General features: G+C 30.2%; 18 protein-coding genes, 1 pseudogene and 1 riboswitch. Of the genes and pseudogenes, 18 read left to right on the forward strand and 1 reads right to left on the reverse strand.

Annotated features, from left to right (window positions below):
• Nucleotides 1–62: 62 nt before the first annotated feature.
• From KPL54_RS00135 to KPL54_RS00175, 9 genes and pseudogenes are all read left to right on the forward strand, one after another.
• Entirely contained in the window at nucleotides 63–1,319 is a 1,257-nt protein-coding gene (locus tag KPL54_RS00135) for an exonuclease SbcCD subunit D (protein ID WP_216103674.1), read from the forward strand.
• Complete coding sequence (locus KPL54_RS00140) at nucleotides 1,300–4,899, forward strand: AAA family ATPase (RefSeq protein WP_216103675.1); 3,600 nt, start codon at nucleotides 1,300–1,302, stop codon at nucleotides 4,897–4,899. Before KPL54_RS00135 ends, KPL54_RS00140 begins: the two co-directional genes overlap by 20 nt.
• A gap of 288 nt (nucleotides 4,900–5,187) precedes the next feature.
• Nucleotides 5,188–5,538 (forward strand): hypothetical protein, encoded by a 351-nt coding sequence (locus tag KPL54_RS00145; protein WP_375372968.1) that lies wholly within the window; start codon nucleotides 5,188–5,190, stop codon nucleotides 5,536–5,538.
• Between the two features lie 40 nt (nucleotides 5,539–5,578).
• Nucleotides 5,579–5,848, forward strand: coding sequence for a DUF1294 domain-containing protein (locus KPL54_RS00150; protein ID WP_216103677.1), 270 nt, complete (start codon nucleotides 5,579–5,581; stop codon nucleotides 5,846–5,848).
• 328 nt (nucleotides 5,849–6,176) lie between these two features.
• On the forward strand, nucleotides 6,177–7,142 hold the full coding sequence (locus KPL54_RS00155; protein WP_216103678.1) for a glycoside hydrolase family 43 protein: 966 nt from the start codon (nucleotides 6,177–6,179) through the stop codon (nucleotides 7,140–7,142).
• 41 nt (nucleotides 7,143–7,183) lie between these two features.
• Nucleotides 7,184–8,431, forward strand: a complete 1,248-nt coding sequence (locus KPL54_RS00160; RefSeq protein WP_216103679.1) for an oligosaccharide MFS transporter — start codon at nucleotides 7,184–7,186, stop codon at nucleotides 8,429–8,431.
• A gap of 68 nt (nucleotides 8,432–8,499) precedes the next feature.
• Nucleotides 8,500–8,643: pseudogene (locus KPL54_RS26810) on the forward strand (N-acetylmuramoyl-L-alanine amidase); the annotation flags it as partial.
• 82 nt (nucleotides 8,644–8,725) lie between these two features.
• A riboswitch (ZMP/ZTP riboswitch) is annotated at nucleotides 8,726–8,807 on the forward strand.
• A 50-nt stretch (nucleotides 8,808–8,857) separates the two neighbouring features.
• Complete coding sequence (locus KPL54_RS00170; RefSeq protein ID WP_216103680.1) at nucleotides 8,858–10,033, forward strand: phosphoribosylaminoimidazolecarboxamide formyltransferase; 1,176 nt, start codon at nucleotides 8,858–8,860, stop codon at nucleotides 10,031–10,033.
• Nucleotides 10,034–10,327: 294 nt separating this feature from the next.
• Nucleotides 10,328–10,489, forward strand: a complete 162-nt coding sequence (locus KPL54_RS00175; RefSeq protein ID WP_216103681.1) for a hypothetical protein — start codon at nucleotides 10,328–10,330, stop codon at nucleotides 10,487–10,489.
• Nucleotides 10,490–11,635: 1,146 nt separating this feature from the next.
• Here KPL54_RS00175 and KPL54_RS00180 read toward each other — a convergent pair.
• Nucleotides 11,636–12,415 (reverse strand): nitrilase-related carbon-nitrogen hydrolase, encoded by a 780-nt coding sequence (locus tag KPL54_RS00180; protein WP_216103682.1) that lies wholly within the window; start codon nucleotides 12,413–12,415, stop codon nucleotides 11,636–11,638.
• A gap of 372 nt (nucleotides 12,416–12,787) precedes the next feature.
• On the opposite strand from KPL54_RS00180, the gene KPL54_RS00185 reads away from it, so the two are divergent.
• The 9 genes from KPL54_RS00185 (at nucleotide 12,788) to KPL54_RS00225 (ending at nucleotide 23,356) form a co-directional block, all read left to right on the forward strand.
• A complete protein-coding gene (locus KPL54_RS00185) occupies nucleotides 12,788–13,624 on the forward strand; it encodes a YihY/virulence factor BrkB family protein (RefSeq protein ID WP_216103683.1) in 837 nt (278 codons plus the stop codon).
• A 636-nt stretch (nucleotides 13,625–14,260) separates the two neighbouring features.
• A complete protein-coding gene (galU, locus tag KPL54_RS00190; protein WP_216103684.1) occupies nucleotides 14,261–15,172 on the forward strand; it encodes a UTP--glucose-1-phosphate uridylyltransferase GalU in 912 nt (303 codons plus the stop codon).
• Between the two features lie 67 nt (nucleotides 15,173–15,239).
• Nucleotides 15,240–15,908, forward strand: coding sequence for a sugar transferase (locus KPL54_RS00195; protein ID WP_216103685.1), 669 nt, complete (start codon nucleotides 15,240–15,242; stop codon nucleotides 15,906–15,908).
• A gap of 86 nt (nucleotides 15,909–15,994) precedes the next feature.
• Complete coding sequence (rfbA, locus tag KPL54_RS00200) at nucleotides 15,995–16,918, forward strand: glucose-1-phosphate thymidylyltransferase RfbA (RefSeq protein ID WP_216103686.1); 924 nt, start codon at nucleotides 15,995–15,997, stop codon at nucleotides 16,916–16,918.
• A 37-nt stretch (nucleotides 16,919–16,955) separates the two neighbouring features.
• Complete coding sequence (gene rfbB / locus KPL54_RS00205; RefSeq protein ID WP_216103687.1) at nucleotides 16,956–18,023, forward strand: dTDP-glucose 4,6-dehydratase; 1,068 nt, start codon at nucleotides 16,956–16,958, stop codon at nucleotides 18,021–18,023.
• The gene (gene rfbC, locus KPL54_RS00210; protein ID WP_216103688.1) at nucleotides 18,023–18,580 is read left to right on the forward strand and encodes a dTDP-4-dehydrorhamnose 3,5-epimerase; all 558 of its coding nucleotides are present in this window, start codon (nucleotides 18,023–18,025) and stop codon (nucleotides 18,578–18,580) included. Before rfbB ends, rfbC begins: the two co-directional genes overlap by 1 nt.
• 170 nt (nucleotides 18,581–18,750) lie before the next feature.
• The gene (locus tag KPL54_RS00215; RefSeq protein ID WP_216103689.1) at nucleotides 18,751–20,838 is read left to right on the forward strand and encodes a glycosyltransferase; all 2,088 of its coding nucleotides are present in this window, start codon (nucleotides 18,751–18,753) and stop codon (nucleotides 20,836–20,838) included.
• A gap of 9 nt (nucleotides 20,839–20,847) precedes the next feature.
• Nucleotides 20,848–22,359: an oligosaccharide flippase family protein gene (locus KPL54_RS00220; RefSeq protein WP_253203286.1), complete on the forward strand. Its 1,512-nt coding sequence runs from the start codon at nucleotides 20,848–20,850 to the stop codon at nucleotides 22,357–22,359.
• Nucleotides 22,360–22,387: 28 nt separating this feature from the next.
• Nucleotides 22,388–23,356: a glycosyltransferase gene (locus tag KPL54_RS00225; protein WP_216103690.1), complete on the forward strand. Its 969-nt coding sequence runs from the start codon at nucleotides 22,388–22,390 to the stop codon at nucleotides 23,354–23,356.
• Nucleotide 23,357: the final 1 nt, after the last annotated feature.

Here is a 23,357-nt window from a genome sequence, read left to right on the forward strand (position 1 = left end):
GATAGTTGTTAACCGTCCCTTACTTTAACCAACATTAACAACTAAAGAAAGGAGTCATAAATATGCGAATACTTCACACATCAGATTGGCATTTGGGGAAGACCTTAGAGCAGTATAGTAGGCTAGAGGAACAGGAAGAATTCCTAAAAGAATTCATAGAAATAGTTAAAGATAATGACATAGATTTAGTCCTTATAGCTGGAGATATATATGATAATGGTAACCCACCAGCAAAGGCAGAAAAAATGTTCTATAGTACTATTAGCGATATAACAAGTAGTGGTAAGACTGCGGTGCTTGTCATTGCAGGGAATCATGACAACCCAGAAAGATTAGTAGCTGCAAGCCCCCTTGCATATGAGCATGGAGTAATACTCCTTGGGGAACCTAAAAGCATAGCAAGGCAAGGTGTTTTTGGAGAATATAATACGGCTAATAATTATGATTTTGAAATAATAGAAAGTGGCGAAGGATATGTTGAGCTAAGTATAAGAGGAGAAAAGGCAGTTATATTAACACTTCCTTATCCAAGTGAAAAAAGGCTGAACGAAGTACTGACCACAGAATTAAATGATGAGGATAGACAGAAGAGTTACTCGGATAGAATCGGAGAGTTATTTGATGATTTATCCCTTAAATATAGAGATGACACTATAAATCTAGTAATATCTCACCTATATGTTATGGGGGGAGAGGAGAGTGGATCTGAAAGAAGTATACAACTTGGGGGAAGCCTCTCGGTATCTCCAAGTAAGTTCCCAGAAAAAGCACAGTATTGCGCTCTAGGACATCTTCATAGACCACAAAAAGTCCCAGGAACTAAGGGTAAAATAAGATATTCTGGTTCTCCAATTCAATATAGCAAAAGTGAAATAAATTATAGTAAGGGAGCATATCTTGTAGATGTTAAAGCTGGAGCAGATGCGCAAATATCAAATATATTGTTTAGAAATTATAAACCAATAGAGATATGGAAATGTAATAGTACAGAGGAAGCATTAGAGAAATGTAAGCTCGAGGGCGAAAAAAAAATCTGGGTGTATCTTGAAATAAAGACTAAGGAAATAATAAGTACGGAGAATATAAAGGAAATGAAAAGATTAAGGCCGGACATAGTATCGATTCAGCCAATAATAGATGAAATTGAAGATTCTAAAGAATTAAAAGAAAGCTTAAGAGAAAAATCTATGGAGGAAATGTTCAAAGAATATTTTGTGCTTGCAAAGGGTGGGCTTGAGCCAACAAGTGAGCTAATGGAATTATTCTTAAGTATAGCATTAGATGAGGAGGAAACCAAAGATGAAACCAGTAAGTCTTAAGATAAAAGGGTTAAATTCTTTTGTAGAGCAACAAACTATAGAATTCTCAAAGCTTACAGAAAAAGGACTTTTCGGGATATTTGGGCCAACAGCTAGTGGTAAATCAACTATATTAGATGGGATAACTATAGCTCTATACGGAAAAGTATCAAGGGATACTAAAGAGTTTGTAAATACAGAAACAAATGTAGTAGAAATAAGTTTTGATTTCGAAATAGGACTAGGTATAAGCCGCACGTCATATAGAGCAGAAAGATGTATAAAGAGATTAAAAACTGGAAACTTTAAAACTGCTTATGCAAGGCTAATTGAGATAAATAAAGAAAATCCTGATGAGAACAAAGTTATTGCTGAAGGACCAAGAGATTTAGCGGAAAACATTATAAGTATTGTAGGATTAAAAGTTGAGGATTTTACAAGGTCAGTAGTATTACCTCAAGGCAAATTCAATGAATTTTTAAAGCTATCAGGAAAAGACAGAAGAGATATGCTTGAGAGAATATTTGCTCTTGAGAAATATGGTTCTAAACTTTATGATAAGATAAAAAAAGTCAGAAATGAAAATTTAAACACTAAAACATTGCTCGAGGGAGAAATGAAGGGTTATGAGAATGTAGATGAAGAATCTCATAATCAATTAAAGGAAACGCTGGTGATTTTAAAAGAAGAAGAAAAGGGAATTAAACTCCAGAAAAGTACTCTAGATAAAGAGTATGAAGTATACAAAAACATTTTTGAGTTACAAAAGGAAAAGAGCCAGTATGTAAAAAAGGAAGATTTGCTAAAACTCCAAGAGGAAGACATAGAAAATAAAAAAGTAAAATTTACAAAAGGAAGTTTAGCGTTAAATGTAAAACCTTACATTGAAAATGTAGCAGAGACTCAAAAAAACTTGTCTATAAACGGAGAGAAACTCCAAAAATTAATCAAAGATTATGAAGCTATATCTCAGAAACTAGAGAGTACAAAAATATCTTATGAGGAAGCTTTTCAATCTAAAAATGATAAATTACCAGCTTTGATTGAAAAGGAAGTAAGTTTAAAGCAAGCATCTAATATTGAAGAGAAAATAATTTATCTAGCTAATGAAAAAAATGTTTTATTAAAAAAACATAAAGAACTTACTAATGCTATAGTTGATAAAAATTCAAAAACATCAATTATTCTTATAAATAAAGAAAAAATAGAGCAGCAGTTACAATCATGTGAAATAAAATTAAATGAAATAGAAATATTGCCAGAGTATAGGGAAAAACTGTACAAAACATATAACAGTGAATTAGAAGTAAATTCAGCTGCTAAAAATGAGTTAGAACTTAAAAATAAAGACGAAACTTTGAAGGAAGTATTGTCTAGTACGAAGTTGCTTCATAATAAAGCTAAACTTAAGTTGAAAGATAAACAAAATAAATTAGTGCTTTTAGAAGAAAAAAGTGTGGAACTAGCGAATGATTTCCCAGGAGATAATAATTTGCTTTTAGAGAAACAAGAAGTTTACAACACACTTAAGGTAAATCTTGAAAAGGCTGTAGAAAACCATAAAACAAATGATGATCTTAAGGGTAAATATGAAATTGTAAATACAAAAAATGAAAAAGTTAGGTTGAATGTAAAAAATGTAGAAAAGTCCATAGAAACTATGAAAGATAAGGGCGAAAAATTAGAAGGTGAGATAAAAGAAATAGAGATAGGGAACATGGCAGTAGTTTTAGCTTCTAATTTGCAAGAAGGTGACATATGTCCGGTATGTGGGGCTGAGCATCATCCTAAAATAGCAGAGTTAAAAGTGGATACAAATTTAAAAGTTTTAAAAAGTTTAAAACAAAGTGTAGCGATAAACCTAGAAAATTTATCTAAGGATTATCAAAATGAGTTAATTAAACTTGCGGGATTTTCAAAAGATGAGGAGTATATAAATAATCAATTATTAGAAGTAACCAAAAATCTTAAGGATATAAACATAAAAGAGCTTGAAGAGGAGAAAAAGAGGAGTGAATTATCCTTACTCCAGTTTAAAGAAAGGATCGAATTATATAATAAACAAAAGGCAGAGCTAGAAGTTATACTTGCGGAGGCTCGAGAAGAAAAAAGTAAAGCAGCTATGGATGAGGCAAAACTTGGAGAAGGTTTAAGAAAAGAAAGCGAAGCGCTTATAGTTTTACAAAGTGATATCTCTATTGCAGGTGAGAGGTTAGAGTTACTTTCTCAAAATCATAAATTTTTAAATGCAGACTTATTACGAGAAGAGGATTCATTTAAGAAGGAACGAAATGCGAATGAAAAATCAATGTCTATAAAAGAAAAGATTTTGCAAATTAAAAGGATAGATAATGAAGTAATAAAACTTACATCGCAGGTTAGAAAAAATAGATTAGAAATTGTAACATTAGAAAAAGAAAGAGTAGATATAGATAGGACTTTAAGGGAACTTACCAACTTGAAAACAGAAATAGAAACAAGTGGCAAGGAGAAAAGGGCGGAAATAGAACGATTGACGCTTCAAATAGTAGAGCTTTGTGGATTTACGCCTACGGTGGATCATACCCCTAAAATAGAAGTAGAAAAGGTAAGAGTCCAAATTAAAGAGATCACTTTAAAAGAATCAAGTCTAAAAGTAGTCTTTGAAAGAGAAAGTATAGAAAAACAAAAAGTTTTAACTCAAAAGACTAGCGAGGAAAATAAAAAAGAAATGTTATCTAAGATGTTACTTGAGGGACAAGAAAAATTAAAAATATCCCTTAATGAGAATTCCTTTGAAGATACTGAAGCAGTTTTAATCCACTCCGTTTCAAGAGGAGTTTTGGTAATCTTCGAGAAAGAAATAAAACAATACGAGGAACTTAAACGTAACCTTATAGATAATTTAAAAAGAATTGAAATCTTGCTTCAAGGGAAAGCAGTAGATGTTACTTTATTTGAAGAATTAAAAGAAAAAAGAGAAGTTATTGGAACAGTTCTAGAGGAAAAGACTAAGGCAATAGGTGCTCAATTTAGGGAACTTGCGGACATGGAGAGAAGTTTGCGAGAAATTAAAACACTCCTAACAAAGAAAAAATCAGTAGAGCATAAATTAGGTCTTTTAAGAGAACTTGACACTCTTATTCAAGGAAATAAATTTGTTGAATACGTAGCTATGAAGCAATTGAAATATATATCTATGGAAGCTTCAAAACGGTTAAAAGAGATAACAAGGGGACGTTATGCATTGGAGCTTGATGCTAATGGAGCATTTGTAATGAGAGATGATTTTAATGGAGGCATAAGACGTGAAACTAACACGTTATCAGGGGGAGAAACCTTCTTAACCTCATTATGTCTTGCGCTAGCACTTTCCTCACAAATTCAATTAAAAGGGAGTGCTCCACTAGAATTCTTTTTCTTAGATGAAGGGTTTGGGACATTAGATACGGACTTATTAGATGTAGTAATGAATTCACTTGAAAAACTTCATTCAAGCACATTGTCTGTGGGAATAATAAGTCACGTGGAGGAGCTTCGTAATAGAGTTCCAATAAAACTAATAGTTACTCCAGCAGAGCAAGGGCAGGGTGGTAGCAAGGTAAAACTAGAGTATACGTAGAAAATATTCCACGTGCAAAAGGTATCAAAATTCTCCTTCAGGCCTTGTAATTAGAACTTGGAACGTGAAATTTTACTAAGAAATTTTAATCTTTTGTAAATATAAAATTCTCTTCCTCTGGGTCGTTCTTTGGGGGACACAGCAATTATTAATTGTTATGTCGCTCACATTCGGCGTATTTAATGTCTTTTCAGCGATGGTATGGTTAGGAATGTTGTTGAAATTTAGGAATACATTAATTATCCCAACATATATATTTAATAATACTTTATGTTGGAGATGATATTTGTGAAATTGAAATCAATAACAATGCTATTAACAAAACTTTCATTTATTATTGGTATAGCTGGGTGTACGATGATACTTATGAAATTTGAATTACCGATAGTGATGATAAGAATATCGATAATACTTTTATTTATTGTTAGTATGTCAGAATTTATATCAACTGGGAAACTGAGAAAAGTAGTATATCCTTTAATTATGATTTATTTTTTTGTAGGTATGCCGCTTTTAGAGGGTTTTATAGATAATAGAGTCTTCAGTAATGGAGCAGCTATAGTAGGATGCATTATTACTGTTATATTTATATATAATGACTTAAGGATAACCAACAAAGAAAAAGAATTGTCACAATAAGATGAATAATTTTAATTATTATTAAAACGGAGGAAAACAAATGAAGATATTTTTATATTATGTTTTAGCTATTAATTTGTACGGGATTTTTGTAATGTATTCGGATAAGAACAAATCAAGAAAGGGAAAATGGAGAACCCCAGAGAAAACACTTTTCACTATAGCTTTTGCTTATGGTGCTTTGGGTATATTTTTAGGTATGCGATTATTTAGGCATAAAACTAAGCATAATAAGTTTGTAATAGGAATACCGGCAATACTTATAGTTCAGATATTTATATTTTTTAAATATATTTATAGGGCATTTTAAAATGAGGCACATACTGAAATTAATATTCAGTATGTGCCTCGTTTTTTTGTCTGTTAAATTATATAATATACCAACAACATTTCCAATATGTTTATTATACAAATATGTTTTAGGTTTTTATAGGTACAAATTATAATAAACTGTTTAAGTTATACCAATAAATATTATAATTAAATGCTAAAAGTATAAATTACATCCATAAAAGACCTTATAATGATTTATATTCATAATATATATATAAATGTATTGACATTTATGCGTACAAATATTACAATAACGTTGTAACCGCTTTCAATATATAATATTATGAAGAAAAAGGAGATTTCTTATGTTAGCAGAAGTTTTAAAAAATCCTATTGTCATGCAAAGAGCAGATCCATTAATATACAAACACATTGATGGATATTATTATTTTACGGCGTCAGTTCCTAAATTTAATCGTATTGAAATTAGAAAATCAAAAACAATAAATGGAATTAGTAAAGCAAAAGCTATATCTGTTTGGGAAAAACATGTTTCAGGACCAATGAGTCATTTAATATGGGCACCTGAAATTCATTATACTAATGGTAAATGGTACATATATTTTGCAGCAGCTCCGGATGATAAAATAGTAGATGACACATTTAATCATCGTATATTTGTAATCGAAAATGATAATGAAGATCCAATGACAAGCAATTGGATTGAAAAAGGACAGATTAAGACTGGTTGGGAATCATTCGCTTTAGATGCAACAACTTTTGAGAACAATGGTAAATTATATTTTGTGTGGGCTCAGCAAGATTTTGATGTAAGGGGACATTCAAACATATATATTGCTGAAATGGAAAATCCATGGACACTTAAGACTAAACCAGTGATGTTAACTAAACCAGAATTAAATTGGGAAACAATTGGATTTTGGGTTAATGAAGGGCCGGCAGTATTAATAAGAAATGGAAGAGTATTTTTAACTTTTTCAGTTAGTGCTACAGATGAAAACTATTGTATTGGAATGATTATGGCAAAAGAGGGCAGTAATTTATTAGAGATTACATCATGGGAAAAATTACAAAAACCTGTCTTTAAAACATCTGATGAAAACCATCAATATGGACCTGGTCACAATAGTTTTACCATCTCAGAAGATGGGAAACAAGATATCCTAGTTTATCATTCAAGAAATCATACTGAAATTAAAGATGATGCACTAAACGATCCAAGCAGACACACAAGGGCACAAGTTATTAACTGGAGAGAAGATGGAACGCCTGATTTTGGTATTCCTATTAGAGATGAATATTTTATATAGTAAGTATAGATAAAAAATTAAAATGATGGGGGAATACTATTATGAAAGCTTTAAAAAAAGACTTCTGGGATTTTGGCGGATTATTTTTCTTTTACTTTTTCGTTTGGGCAATGGTTTTAACATTTTTACCTTTATGGCTCAAAGATGTAGCGCATCTTAACGCAGGTCAATCTGGGTTTGTTTTCTCATCTATGTCTTTACTTGCATTATGCTACCAACCATTCTTTGGATTTATGCAAGATAAATTAGGCTTCAAAAAAAATTTATTTGCAATAATTGCTATTCTTTTAGTATTTATGGGACCTTTTTTTAATTATGCATACATACCATTATTACATATGAATATATACTTTGGTGCAATAATTGGTAGTATATATTTAAGCGCATGTTTTTATGCAGGTGTTGGTGTGGTAGAGGCGTATATTGAAAAAGTAAGTAGAACAAATAATTTTGAATATGGTCATGCAAGACTATTTGGATCTATTGCAGGAGCGACAGCCTCATTTCTAGGTGGAATTTTATATATTAAAAGCCCTGGAAGCATTTTCTGGGCAGCATCATTATCTGGAGTTTGTCTTTGTCTTTTATTAATTAAAGCTAAGGTTAGCGGAACTGGAACACAAAGTGTCCAAGAGGATAGTAAGCAAAGTAGCCTTAACATGGAGTCAGTTATTTCTATATTAAAAACGAAAAAATTCTGGTATCTAGCATTAATAATAATTGGTACAGCCTGTGTATATGATGTATTTGATCAGCAGTTTCCAAATTATTATTCAAGCTTTTTTGATACTAAAGCACAAGGAACTAATTATTTTAGCAAACTAGTGTATGTTCAAACTGGATTAGAAGCTATATTAATGCTTTTTGCACCTTATTTAGTAAATAAAATAGGTGCTAAGAAGGGATTGTTATTATTTGGTCTCTTAACTTTTATACGTATATTTGGTAGTGCTACATTTGCAAATCCAATAGCTTTATCAGGAATTAGGTTGATAGCTGCTTTTGAGATGCCATTGTTATTAGTATCTATTATGAAGTACATTACACATGTGTTTGATGTTAGATTATCAGCCACTGTTTATTTGTTAGGATTCAATTTTGCAAAGCAAGGTGCAGTTGTAATACTTTCTTCAATTGCTGGAAATATGTATTCTAGTATTGGATTTCAAGATACTTATTATTTTTTAAGTGCAATAGTTTTGGTAATCACTGTAATAAGTTTTTTTACCCTTACTAATGACAAAGAAATTAGTAAAGAAGTTCCTACTTATGCAGTCAAATCTAACTAATTAAATTTTGATTATAGTTTATGGGAGAGTTCCAGTTCGTTTAAACATGAGAGTATAATACCAATGCAGCTGAAATACTTATAGAAACATTATTTATAACAAATCCAACAGAGGAAGCATTATTAGCTAGTGATTCCTACCAAGATATATTAGCTAAGGCAATTGCGAAGGGTATCTTAAAGACATTAGGGATAACTAATATAACATATTAATTTCATGTCATTTTTGATATACATTGTTAATTTTAGATTTGACACAAATATGTATATAATGTATAATTCAATAAAAATGAATAATTAATCATGTAACTGGCGGAAATGGTGTTTACCATAGGGAGCATGACTAAAGAAGAATATCGACCGCCTGGGTAAAATAAAATTTTATTCAGGTGGTTTTTTTTATTCAATTATATAGGAGGTTTTGTTTATGACAAATTCAGAGGTTATACTTAAATATGGATGTAATCCACATCAAGGCTCAGCTAAAATTTACATCAAAAACAAGAAACTACCATTCGAAATCCTTAATGGAAACCCAGGTTATATTAATTTTATGGATGCATTTAATTCATGGCAATTGGTGAAAGAATTAAAACAAGCAATAGGATTACCAGCAGCAGCATCTTTTAAACATATAAGTCCAGCGGGTGCTGCAGTGGGGATTCCTTTAAGTGATGTGTTAAAAAAAGCATATTTTGTTGAAAACATAGAATTATCGCCTGTTGCCTCTGCATATGCAAGAGCTAGAGGTGCAGATAGAATGTCATCATTTGGTGATTGGGCAGCTATAAGTGATGTTGTTGATTTACCTACAGCGATGATTTTAAAACAATCTGTATCAGATGGAGTAATTGCTCCTAGCTATACAGATGAAGCTCTGGAACTTTTGATGAAAAAGAAAAAAGGGAATTTTAACATTATTAAAATGGATCCAAATTATGAACCTGAAGATATTGAAAAGAGAGAAATATATGGTATAACATTTGAGCAGAAAAGAAATAATATTAAATTAGAACAGAAAATGCTTAATAATGTAGTAACTAATAATAAAAATATTACAGATGATGCAAAACGAGACTTACTTATTTCAATGATCACATTAAAATATACTCAGTCAAATTCTGTTTGTTTTGTTTTAGATGGTCAAGTAATTGGTGTTGGTGCAGGACAGCAATCCAGAATACATTGCACAAGACTGGCTGCGTCGAAAGCTGATATATGGTATTTAAGGCAGCATCCAAGTGTTCTTAATTTATCATTCAAAGATGGCATATCAAGACCTAATAAAGATAATGTTATAGATCAATACCTTAGGGACGACACTACTCCTATAGAGATGAGGGAGTGGGGCGAAGTGCTTAATGAAATACCTAAAAGGTTAACAAAGAAAGAAAAAGCCTCATGGATATCTAATTTATCAGGGGTATCTTTAGGCTCAGATGCATTCTTTCCATTTAGAGACAATATAGATAGAGCATTTCAAAGTGGGGTAGAATATATTGTACAACCTGGCGGTTCAATAAGAGATGACATAGTAGTAAAAGCATGTAATGAATATAATATAGCAATGGCTTGTTCAAATACAAGATTATTTCATCATTAGAAAAACGATAAATATTTTAGCTACTAAGCTAAAGGTATTATCATCAGGAAAACAATTTATAAGTATATAGAAACAAAGGTACTATTCATATGGATAGTACCTTTGTTTCTATTGTTTTATATGAGAGTAAATACGCTTTATTTTTGAAAAACAATTAAAGATAATTTATTTTTATGGACATAATAGTTATTTAAACAATTACTAATTTACCTTATATAAAAATAATTGAAGAAAACATAAGTTTATCAAAAAGTTTGTGTGTCCTAATTATAAATTAGAAAGAAGGAATTTGATATGGAACTTGCACCAGTATATACAATCGCAATTTCGTTAATTGGGTGTATTTTACTTTCAATATTCAGTAAAAAATTAAAGTCAAAAACAGTAAATATAATAGAATATACATTAATAGTTATCACAATGATAGGGGTTATATTATTGTTTTTTACCCAGTAACAATTGAATTCTTGAGATTATTATATAACTTTTTTTGTTGTCAATATAATTCTTTATATAATTTGTAATATTAATTTTTTTAAAATGTAAATTTAAGTATGTGGATAACTAACCCTTATAATTCAATTAAATATAATAAAAGTTATTTATTATGGCAGTTAATGGGTTTATGAACATGTTATTAGACAAAGTTATCCTCATTTGGTGGATAACTTTGTTTGAATTGTGGATGAATTTTTAATTATCTGAAAATTAATTTTCACATAAACTATTTTTTGAACTATTTCATAAATAGATAGTTTTTAATAATTATTGTAATTTAATTAATTTTTTATGGTGGTATTAGTGTAAAAAAATACAAAAAATTACATAAAGCTGTAGTGTTATAAGTATGTTAAATTTTTTACAATTTCGCCTTGAACTTTTAATGTTTTGAGGTTATAATGAGTTGCGACATCGTAATATAGGATTATTTGAATTATTGTATATTACAAAACAAAAGTAAGTCTTAAAGTAATAATGAATGAAAAGAAGAAAAATATTACACGGCTAAGGTTAGTAAGATAAATTTAAGCCTGTGGATAACTTTTCTATAAAATTGAATATAATTTCATAAATATTGTATTATTATCATAATATGGTTTATTTATCGAAGAAAGATATAAAGTTATCCACTAAAAGAGGATAACTTTCTTGATTTTGTGGATAAATATTTAATTATCTGAAAATATATTAAAATAGTAACAGAAAAATTTCTCCGCTGTGTATTAAATTAAAACTAAAAATAACAAATTTCAATAAGAAATTCTACTATGTTGCTCCAGTAAGATTCTGAAAATTCAAACTTTGGCGTAGCTGCGAGGTTTCATTAATCTCAATTCAAAGTGTTAATTTATGACAGGTTTCTTATGCTGAAAAGTATTACTATTCTCCTATGTGCCTTGCAAATGAACTTGAAACGTGAAATTTAATTAAGCATTTCTAAATTAAATTTCAATTGTTTCTGCGTTTCATATTGCAAGTCACTTCGGAGAAAATGTATACCTGCTATGAATAGGTCTGCTTCGTGTTTTACATGGAATAAACTTAGATTCTGTTAACGAATGCTTTACTATCCAAATGACCTACATGCTGAACCTTCACAGGTTACTTATTATATAGTGTATAATACAGTATTTCTTTTCTATCATCTTTGAATCTGAATTTTTCTCGAACTGCGATTACATCATCTTGATTGATATCAGCTATAACTAAACCTTCATCAGTATATAAGCTGCCTATTACGTTTCCTAGTGGATCTACAATCATAGAATCGCCACTGTAGGTTAATCCATTACTTTCACCAACTCGGTTTATCCCAGCAATATAACATTGATTTTCTATGGCTCTTGCTTTTAGCAAAGTAATCCAATGTTCTCGACGCTCTATAGGCCAGTTAGCTGCAATAGTAATTAAGGTAGCTGTTTTTGATGCTAGCTGAAATATTTCTGGAAATCGTAAATCGTAGCAGATGAAAGGAGTTATATTGAAATTAAAAGCATTAAAATGCTTTATTTCATTTCCACTTTCATAAAATTCAGTTTCATTTCCATAGGAGAAGGGATGAATTTTAGCGTAATCCACAAGTTCATTGCCTTGAGGTGTCACTACTTTGTATTTATTTTTGGCGTGTGATGTGCCTTCTACATATCCAAAACCTATAGGGAGGTTGTATTTAGTACTCATTTCCTTAAAAAATTCAATAGTTTCATTATTATCCTCTCCGATATAAGAAGGATTCATAGAAAAACCTGTTAAAGTCATTTCTGGGAAGAAAATTATATCCACATTTTCAGAAACTGCCTGTTTTATAAATTGCTTTGTAGTTTCTTTATTGGTAGACTTATCTTCAAAAGCAATATCTAATTGAGCTAGTGCTAATTTCATATTATGCCTCCTTTTTATTGGTTAAAGCATCTTTACTAATAATATATCTTTATAATACATATTATATCAGAGTAAGGATAAAATGCGCACAGGTATCTAAATCTCTAGCGTGCCTTGCAAACGAACTTGAAACAGAAAAATTTATACTATCATATACATAATTTATAAGCATTGAAGGTGAAAGTATGTAGGATAGGGACAGATAGCATATAATTAGGTTTACATGGAATAAACTTAGAGTCTGTTAACGAATTATAGACTATCCAAACGACATACATGCCGAACTTTCATGCGATACCTAGAATAGTACCGTATGATACTTAAAATAGTAGATGAATTTATTTAAAATACAACAAAAGGAAGGGGTGCTATATGTTTAAAAAATTAAAAGAACTTTTCTGTAGAATTATAGATGATGATATTACTGCTTTGGCAGGTCAGCTTGCTTATGACTTACTTTTATCATTTTTCCCTTTTTTATTGTTGCTTCTTACAATGATTAGTTATAGTGATTTAAAAAGTACAGATATTCTTATATATGTACAACAAATAATGCCAGAGAGTACTGTTAATTTAATTTACACTACTATTAAAAATGCTTCTAGTTCAACTACTAGTCATTTAGTGTCACTAAGTATAGTAGGTATAGTTTGGTCGGGCTCTAGTGGCTTTAGGGCTATAATTAAGGGGCTAAATAAAGCTTATGATGAGGAAGAAACAAGACCCTATTGGAAGACTATAGTTATATCTGTATTATTTATGGTAAGCCTTGCTTTTGCAATTGTTGCTTCAGTGGCATTGGTGGTATTTGGACAAATGATAGGAAGAACTATTGCACATAGTTTAAATCTATCAAGTGATTTTATATTAAATTGGGATATCATAAGATATCTAGTATCTGTAGGAGGAATGGGAATTACCTTTGCAGCGTTATATCATTTTACTCCTTGTAGAAGATTAACCTGGAAAGAGGTAATTCCTGGAGCTGTAATTAGTACTTTGTGTTGGCTTGTGGCTTCTTTGGGTTTCGCATATTATGTAAATAATTTCAATAATTACTCCATCCTATATGGTGGAATAGGAGCAGTTATAGTGCTTATGTTATGGCTTTATATAACTTCTATAATAATATTATTGGGTGGAGAAGTTAATGCGATGTTAGCATTTGAAAAAGAGGGTAAACAAAAACCTAAGTGTAAAAAGTATTAAATTATTTTGTTTGCAATATTATTTGGAGATTTAATACTTATTATATGAGCTGCAAAGAGAAATAATCAAGATCAGAAGTAGAAATGCTTCTGATCTTTTTTTTATGAAAATCAAGCTGTTCATTATGAGAACATAATACTTAGAACATGCCAGAGTGGTCTTAAGGTATAAATAATATTAACTTTATTTATTGCATTAATTTGAGTTAAATTGATATATGTGGGAAGATAAATATTTAAGACTAAATAAAAAGAAAGATTTATGTCGAATATTCACAAACTTAATAAAAAATTAACACACATTTTGTAGTATTATGATATAATCAATTCAGTGATTAAGACAATTTTTTATTTGATTGAAATATTAATTACAGAGATAAATATATATGATGACCATTGATTATCACATATAAGGTTAGAAAATATAATGTAATGTAACATTAATTTGATAAACGTATAAGGATAAATTGGTCATGTTTATATTTTGGATGGATTTTTATTTTCAAAAATGAATTGAGATAAAATTACATTTTATTAAATTAAGTATAAAAATTCAAAATAGTTTTAAAAATGTAAATAATTAAGGAAAATATAAGTATGATTACAAAATAATTTACAAAACAAAGGAGAAATTTAAATGAAAGTAAGAAAAGCTATTATACCAGCAGCAGGACTTGGAACAAGGTTTTTGCCAGCAACGAAGGCATTACCTAAAGAAATGTTACCTATAGTTGATAAGCCTACAATGCAATATATTATTGAGGAAGCAGTTGCGTCAGGAATAGAAGAAATATTAATTATTACAGGAAGAAACAAAAAGTCTATTGAGGATCACTTTGATAAATCGGTAGAACTAGAGCTTGAACTTGAAAATAAACATAAAGATGGCCTTCTTAAACAGGTTAGAGAGATATCAAATTTGGTGGATATACATTTTATAAGACAAAAAGAACCAAAAGGACTTGGACATGCTATAAATTGTGCAAGAGCATTTGTAGGCAATGAACCTTTTGCTGTAATGCTTGGTGATGATATAGTTGATGCTAAAACACCATGTTTAAAACAACTTATGGATTGCTTTGAAGAAAAAAATAGATCGATTTTAGGAGTACAAAAGGTAGAAAAGAAAAATGTAGATAAATATGGAATAGTTGATGGAGTTCAAATTACTGATAGGGTGTACAAAGTAAATGATCTTGTTGAAAAACCTGGAGTAGATGTTGCGCCATCTAATGTAGCTATACTTGGCAGATACATAATAACACCGGATATATTTGATATATTAGATAATACGTTACCTGGTAAGGGTGGAGAAATTCAGTTAACTGATGCTCTAAAGACATTAATATCTAAGCAAGATATGTATGCATATGTATTTGAAGGACGTAGATATGATGTAGGAGATAAATTAGGTTTTCTAGAAGCTACAGTTGAATTCGCTTTAAAAAGAGATGCTTTAAAAGTTCCCTTTATGAGATATCTTCAGAGTTTAAAAAACAATGATAAATTTAATGCTTTGTATGAAGAAGTAATGAGTGAAAAGTCATAAGTAATAGCAATGCTAAATCGGGTACGTTATGGAAAGTTTAATATTCTATAAAAAGGGGGATGAATAGATGCAACAACCACAAAGAAGTTCAGAAGTTACAGAGGTAGATGAAACTTGCGAATACAAGAAAAGCCTAGGATATTTTATAATAAAAAGAATAATTGACGTTATTGGATCTTTAAGCGGAGTTATATTAATAAGTCCGGTGATGATTATTGTTGCTATATGGATTAAGATTGATTCAAAGGGGCCTGTATTCTTTGCTCAAAGCAGAGTTGGGCGAGATGGAAAAAAATTTATGATGTATAAATTTAGGTCTATGTGTTCTGATGCAGAATGTCTTTTAGGGAAACTTAAAAATGAAAACGAGATGTCAGGACCTATGTTTAAGATGAAAGATGATCCTAGAATAACCAAGGTTGGTAAGTTTGTACGTAGAACAAGTATAGATGAACTTCCACAACTTTTTAATATATTAAAAGGGGAAATGTCATTGGTTGGACCAAGACCGAGTTTGCCCAAAGAAGTAGTACAGTTTACATCTTTTCAAAAACGAAGGTTAATTGCAAAACCAGGCTTAACTTGTTATTGGCAAGTTAGAGGTAGAAGTGATATTAGTTTTGAAGAGTGGATGGAAATGGACGTTGAATACATAGAAGAAAGAAACACATGGATAGATATAATCCTTATATTTAAGACAGTAGGAGTTTTGTTTGGAGATGAGGGTGCAAGGTAAGGTTAACTCTAAATTATAAGTTTAGAGTTTTTAAAATTAAGGAGTGTTTTTGAACTTAATAAACTAAAAGAGGAGGGAATATAATTATGAAAGGTATTATATTAGCTGGGGGATCGGGTACAAGGCTTTACCCTGTTACACAAGCAGTATCAAAACAAATGGTGCCAATATATGATAAACCAATGATTTATTACCCCTTATCCGTTTTAATGCTTGCTGGGATAAGAGAAATACTTATAATTTCGACGCCAAGGGATTTACCTGGTTTTAAGGAGTTATTTAATGATGGCAGTAAATTGGGTCTTAAAATAGAGTATGCAGTTCAAGAAGAGCCTAATGGACTAGCTGAAGCATTTATAATCGGAGAAGACTTCATCGGTGATGATAAAGTAGCTATGATTCTCGGGGATAATATATTTTGGGGACAGAGTTTTTCTCAAAGTCTTAATAAGGCTGCGACTCTTGATGAGGGTGCTATCATTTTTGGATATTATGTTAATGATCCAACTTCATTTGGAGTTGTTGAGTTTGATGAAGATGGAAATGTACTTTCACTTGAAGAGAAACCTGAAAATCCCAAATCTAAATATGCTATTCCGGGACTATATTTTTATGATAATACGGTTGTAGAAAAAGTTAAAAGATTAAAACCATCGGTACGAGGAGAACTTGAAATTACCGATTTAAATAGAATGTATATGGAGGATCAAAAGCTTAAGGTAAACTTACTTGGACGAGGCCTTGCTTGGCTTGATACAGGAACACATGCCTCAATGCTTAAGGCTTCAAATTTTGTAGAAGCAGTTCAGAGTACTCAAGGAACATATATATCTTGCCTAGAAGAAATTTCTTATAGAAAAGGTTGGATAACTATGAAAAAACTAAAAGCGCTAGCAAAACCGCTTTTAAAAACTGGATATGGAAATTATTTAATGGATATTGCTATGGAATATAAAAAAACAAATATAGCGGCATTAAAAGAATTAGCTAATATTGAGCAAATAAAATAATAATATATAACAAGGATAAAATTTGGAGGAAAATAATATGAAAACTTACTTAGTAACAGGTGGAGCAGGATTTATAGGATCAAATTTCGTTCATTATATGTTAAAAAAATATTCAGAGGATATTAAAATAGTAAATTTAGATAAGCTAACTTATGCAGGAAATTTGGAAAATCTTAAAGAGGTCGAAGGCAGAACAAATTATACTTTTGTTCAAGGTGACGTATGTAATAAGGAATTAGTAGGGGACTTATTTAAGAGGTATGATTTTGATTATGTTGTTAACTTTGCAGCAGAATCACATGTGGATAGAAGTATAAAAGACCCTGAGATATTTGTTCAAACAAATGTACTTGGAACAGTAAACCTTCTAAACAATGCAAAAATTGCATGGGAAACCCAAAATGGTTTTAAGAATGGTGCAAAATTTCTTCAGGTTTCAACAGATGAGGTATATGGTTCTCTTGGTGATACTGGGTATTTTGTAGAAACAACTCCTATAGATTCACATAGTCCATATGCTTCATCAAAAGCTGCTAGTGATTTAATGGTAAAGGCATATTCAGATACTTATAAAATGCCAATAAACATAACTAGATGTTCAAATAATTATGGGGCATACCAATTTCCAGAGAAACTTATACCTCTCTTAATAAATAATTGTTTAAACCACGAAGATTTGCCGGTATATGGAGATGGCTTAAATATTAGGGACTGGTTATATGTAGAAGATCATTGCAAAGCAATAGATATGGTAATAGAGAGTGGACGCCTTGGAGAGGTTTATAATATTGGTGGACATAATGAGAAAACAAACATATTAATAGTCAATAGTATTATTTCTTATTTAAGTGAAAATGTAGATAAGGCAGTAACACGGGATTTGATTAAACATGTTGAAGATAGATTAGGTCACGATAGAAGATATGGAATAGATCCGACCAAAATAAAGGACGAACTAGGATGGTATCCTGAAACTACCTTTGAAGTAGGCATAAAAAAGACAATTCAGTGGTATCTTGATAATAAAAAATGGATGGAAAATGTTACGACTGGAGAATACCAAAAATATTACAAAAAGATGTATAAAGGAGTACAAGAAATATAATGGGAAAATTTAAGTTTATAAATACGGAAATAAAAGATTTATATATAATAGAACCTACAGTTTTTGGAGATAACAGAGGATATTTTATGGAGACATATAACTATGATGAGTTTAAAGAAGCAGGACTCGATATGGTATTTGTTCAAGATAATGAATCTAAATCTAAAAAGGGAGTACTTAGGGGATTACATTTTCAAAGGGAGTATTCTCAAGGAAAACTTGTGAGAGTTCTAAGCGGTGAAGTGTTTGATGTAGCTGTGGATTTGCGGGCAGGCTCCGAGACATATGGTAAATGGTTTGGTGTAATGCTGAGCGGAGAGAATAGAAGGCAGTTTTATGTACCAGAAGGGTTTGCTCATGGATTCCTTGTAACATCAAATGAGGCAACTTTCGTATATAAATGTACTAATTTATATCATCCTGAATTTGAAGGTTCAATAACCTGGAATGATTCGGACATAGCAGTGGAGTGGCCACTAGCTGGTATAGAGGAAGTACTACTTTCAGAAAAAGATAAAAAATCACAAGGACTAAAAGCTACAAATGTGAGATTCTAACGATATTTTATGTCGTTAGTATTTCATTTTTCATTCGAGGTCAAATGCCAATTAGTTGTTAACTGTCCCCAAGGATTTGCCCAGGGTTTTCCTTAAGGTTAAAGGTCAATTAGTTGTTAACCGTCCCCAGGGTTTTGTCAGGGTTTTACTAAAGAGAAGGAGATGATTTAATGAACAACCCCTTGATTTCAATTATAGTACCAATTTACAATGTCGAGGTTTATATAAAAAACTGTGTTGATAGTATATTAGGGCAATCATATAAAAATCTTGAAATTATACTTGTTGATGATGGATCACCCGATAATTGTGGAGACATTTGCGATGAGTATAGGTCAAAAGATAAAAGGATAAAAGTAATACATAAAAAAAATGGCGGATTAAGTTCTGCAAGAAATGCTGGAATAGATATTGCAAGTGGTGACTATTTAGGATTTATTGATAGTGATGATTGGATAGAAAGCGATATGTATGAATCATTATATAATGCTTTGACTTCTCATAAGGCTGACATTTCAGTTTGCGGTAGATATATTGTAGAGGCAGATAGAATAACAACAATCTCAGATAGTGAAAAGGCCCAAGTATTTACAAGACGTGAAGCATTGTCAGAACTAGTTCTTGATGAATATAGCGGCATGAAAAACTTTGCATGGGACAAGCTTTATAAGAAAGAATTATTTGATGATGTTAGATATCCAGAGGGTAAGTATTATGAGGATATATTTACTACATATAAATTGTTTTCAAAATCGAATAAAATTGTGGATATAAAAAGTCCAAAATATTATTATTTACTAAGGGACGATAGTATCTGTGGTAGCAACACTGCTAGTAAAAGATATGATTATTGCCTAGCTAATATCAAGTGTTTAGAATATATAAAAAGCTTAGAACCACTACTTGGGGACATGTGTGATAAGCAGTTATTTAATAGATTGCATTTTTGTTTAAATGATATGTTGTTACTTGATTACGGCACGGATGATTATGTTATTCAAATAAATGAAATTATAGATAAATTAAAACAAAACTATTCTATCCTAAGAAATAGCGATCAAATGGGAATAAAACAGAAACTGTCCTTAATGTTTATAGCGAGTTACCCTAATTTATATACTACCATTTACCCAAGGCATAAGGTAAATAAGACGAAAATCATAAATTTATTAAAACCAATCCTTTCACCAAGAGTTTTAAATAAAATAAAATATCTTAAGTTAAAAGGTAAAGGATATAAAGAAACAAAATATTTATATGAAACAAAGGTGGATCAAAAACGAATCTTTATCATAGGGACACCAAATCATGGTAATTTGGGCGATCATGCTATTGCATATGCAGAAGAGAAAATATTAAAGGATAATTTTAAGGATTTTATAATTATAGAAATAGTTACAGCGGATATAATTAAGCATATAAAAAATTTAAAAAAGAATGTTAAAAAGGATGATATTTTCGCTTTACAAGGTGGCGGAAACTTAGGCGATGAATATATATGGGAAGAAGAAGGAAGACGGAAAATAATTTCTGAATTTAAAGAAAATAAGATTATTTTATTCCCGCAATCGATATATTTTAAAGAAACTGTTATTGGTAAAACAGAACTTAGTAAAACTAAAACAATCTATAATGAACATAAAAATTTGATTATGGTTGCAAGAGAAGAAACATCTTATAACATAATGAAAGAAACATTTGTAAATAGTAAGGTAATTTTAACTCCAGATATTGTTTTATATTTAAATGAGACTTATCCAAAACTTGAGCGAAAAGGTGTTTTATTAAGTCTTAGACAAGATAAAGAAGGTCTCTTAACTTCACAGCAAAAGGATAATATTAGAAGCGAGGCTCAAAGCAATTTTGATAAGATAATTATTACAGATACTGTAGATGTATTTACGACGCATGAAGATAAAATTTTGCAATATATGATTAATCTAAATCAAAGAGAGAAAAGATTGAAAGCAAAATGGAAACAGTTTAAAGAAGTCGAAGTAGTTATCACTGATAGGTTACATGGATTGGTGTTTTGTGCAATTACATCGACACCTTGTATTGTTATCGCAAATTACAATCACAAAGTTAAAGATACTTACGCGTGGCTTAAGGATTTGAATTATATCAAATTTGTAAATGATGTAGAGGAGATTCCTTGTTTAATAAAGGAACTTAAAGGGATCGAAATTAAAGAGTATGATAATTCATTTGCTATGAAAAATTATGAAAAAATATTAGAAGTAATGAAGCAGAGGTGAAGGTAAGATTTGAAAAACGGTATGAAAAAAGCAGTAATTATAACATATATAACTATAATAATTGGAAATGTAATTTCATTGGTGTACACACCGTTTATGTTAACCAAACTTGGAAAAGCTGAATATGGATTATTCTCTTTAGTAAATTCAATAGTAGCTTATATTTATCTTCTAGATTTAGGATTTGGAAATGCCGTTATTAGATATAATTCTAAATATATGGTAGAGAAAAATGAAGATGGACGAAAAAAAGTAAACGGAATGTTTTTATCATTGTATCTGATTTTGGGTTTGATATCCATGATCGTCGGAGTAATAATTTATTTCAACTTAGGAAAAATCATGAGTAAAAGTTTAAGTCTTGATGAAATCAATAGAACAAAGCAAATGTTTATGGTTGCTATAGTTAACATATCATTATCATTTCCTTTAAGTATATTTAATTCAATAATAACGGCACATGAAAAATTTGTGTACATAAAAATAATCAATCTATTAAGAACAATTTTGAACCCTGCCATTATGATAACTGTATTGTTATTTGGGTCTAGAGCGTTTGGAATGGTTGTAGGATCAACGGTTTTTAATATCTTGCTGGGCCTAGTTAATGTTATGTATTGCTTTAAGATATTAAAATTAAAAATAAAATTTGCAGGATTTGATAAAGCACTATTTGCCGAGATATTTAATTACTCATTTTTCGTGTTCCTTAGTGCAATAGCATATCAAATATATTGGAATTCAGATCAACTAATACTGGCAATTTTTGTTGGAGCAGCACCAATTGCTATATACGCAGTTTCATCACAATTTAATACATATTTTTTATCATTGTCTAATGTTTTATCAAGTATGTTTTTGCCAAAGCTTACAAAGATGGTAACAGTCGAGGAAAATAGAAATGATCTAATGAGATTATTAACAAAAATAGGCAGAATTCAATATTACATATGTAGTTATATTTTTGTAGGTTTTGTTTTAGTAGGGAAACAATTTATTGTGCGTTGGGTTGGCGAGGGGTATTCATTCTGTTATGTCATTGCAATAATACTAATGTTTCCTCAAATATTTTCAATTATCCAATCACTTTTTGCGACAATGCTAGAAGCGATGAATAAACATAGAGTGAAGGCATACATATACTTATCTATTGCTGTCATAAATATACTTTTATCAATAGTACTAGTTCAAAAATATCAAGGACTTGGATGTGCAATTGGTACAGCAATAGGTATGATCATAAATGCCGTGGCAAACAATATCTATTATAAATTTGTTATAAAGCTAGATATAAAATACTTTTGGATGAACATATTAAAATTAGTAGTTCCAACTAGTATAACATTTGGTTTAGGATTCTTAGCTTTATCCCTGTTTAGTTTGACATCGTATATTTCAATTTTGATGTTTGGTATTCTATTCACAATAATATATTTCATAGTTTTTTGGATTATGGGATTTAATAAATATGAGAAGAAGATCTTCATATCAGTCCTAAACAAAGGTCGGATTAAACAATAAATATTGCAGCTCCCAAGGAGATGATTTAATGGAATTTAATAAACAACAATTGGTGTCTGTAATTATGAGTGTATATAACGAAAAAGAAAAATGGTTAATGGAAGCAATAGAATCAATCTTAAATCAAAGTTATAGAAGTTTAGAATTTATTATTATTTTAGACGATCCGGATAATAAGAAGTTAGAGAATATAATTAAATTTTATAACAAAAAAGATGCTAGAATACGATTCTTTAAAAATGAAAAAAACATTGGATTAGTTAGGAGCTTAAATAAAGCTTTAACTTATGTTAAAGGTGATTTTATAGCAAGAATGGATGCAGATGATATATCACTGGTAAGCAGAATTGATAAACAAATGGAATATTTAAGCAGTCATCCGGATGTAGATTTTATGGGTGCTAGGTGTATTAATATAGATGAGGAGGGCAAAGAATTATATAGAGATGAAATTATGCCAGTGGATATGAAATTAATAAAGAGTTGCCTTCTAAATGTAGATTTTATTAATCATCCAACCTGGTTTTTTAGAAAAGAATGTATAGATAAAAATGAAGGTTATAGAGAAATTACATGTGCAGAGGATTATGACTTCCTATTAAGACTTATAACTAATGGATTTAAACTTGGAAATACTAATGAGTTTTTAGTTAGATATAGGATTCGCAAGAGTGGAATATCTAAAAGTAATTCTCTTAAACAGCTTTTATATTCAAAACACGTTGTTAAGATGTATAAAGATAGAGTTAAATACGGGCATGAAAATGAGAAAGTAGAAGATTTAAAAAACATAAAAATTAATGTACATCAAGAAAAAAGATATAGTTTAGCATTAGAAGGGCTTACTAAATCAAAATTATATAAGAAGAAAAATCAGATTTATAGAATTTTTTTAATCTTTAAAAGCTGTATAAGTTCAAAATATTTACGGATTTTACTTACGGATATCACTTTTCATAAAGTTAAGAAACTAATGTATATAAAGAAGGCTAACTAGG

Origin of the sequence: Clostridium estertheticum (assembly GCF_018861295.1) — a bacterium.
GTDB classification, from domain to species: domain Bacteria; phylum Bacillota; class Clostridia; order Clostridiales; family Clostridiaceae; genus Clostridium_AD; species Clostridium_AD estertheticum_D.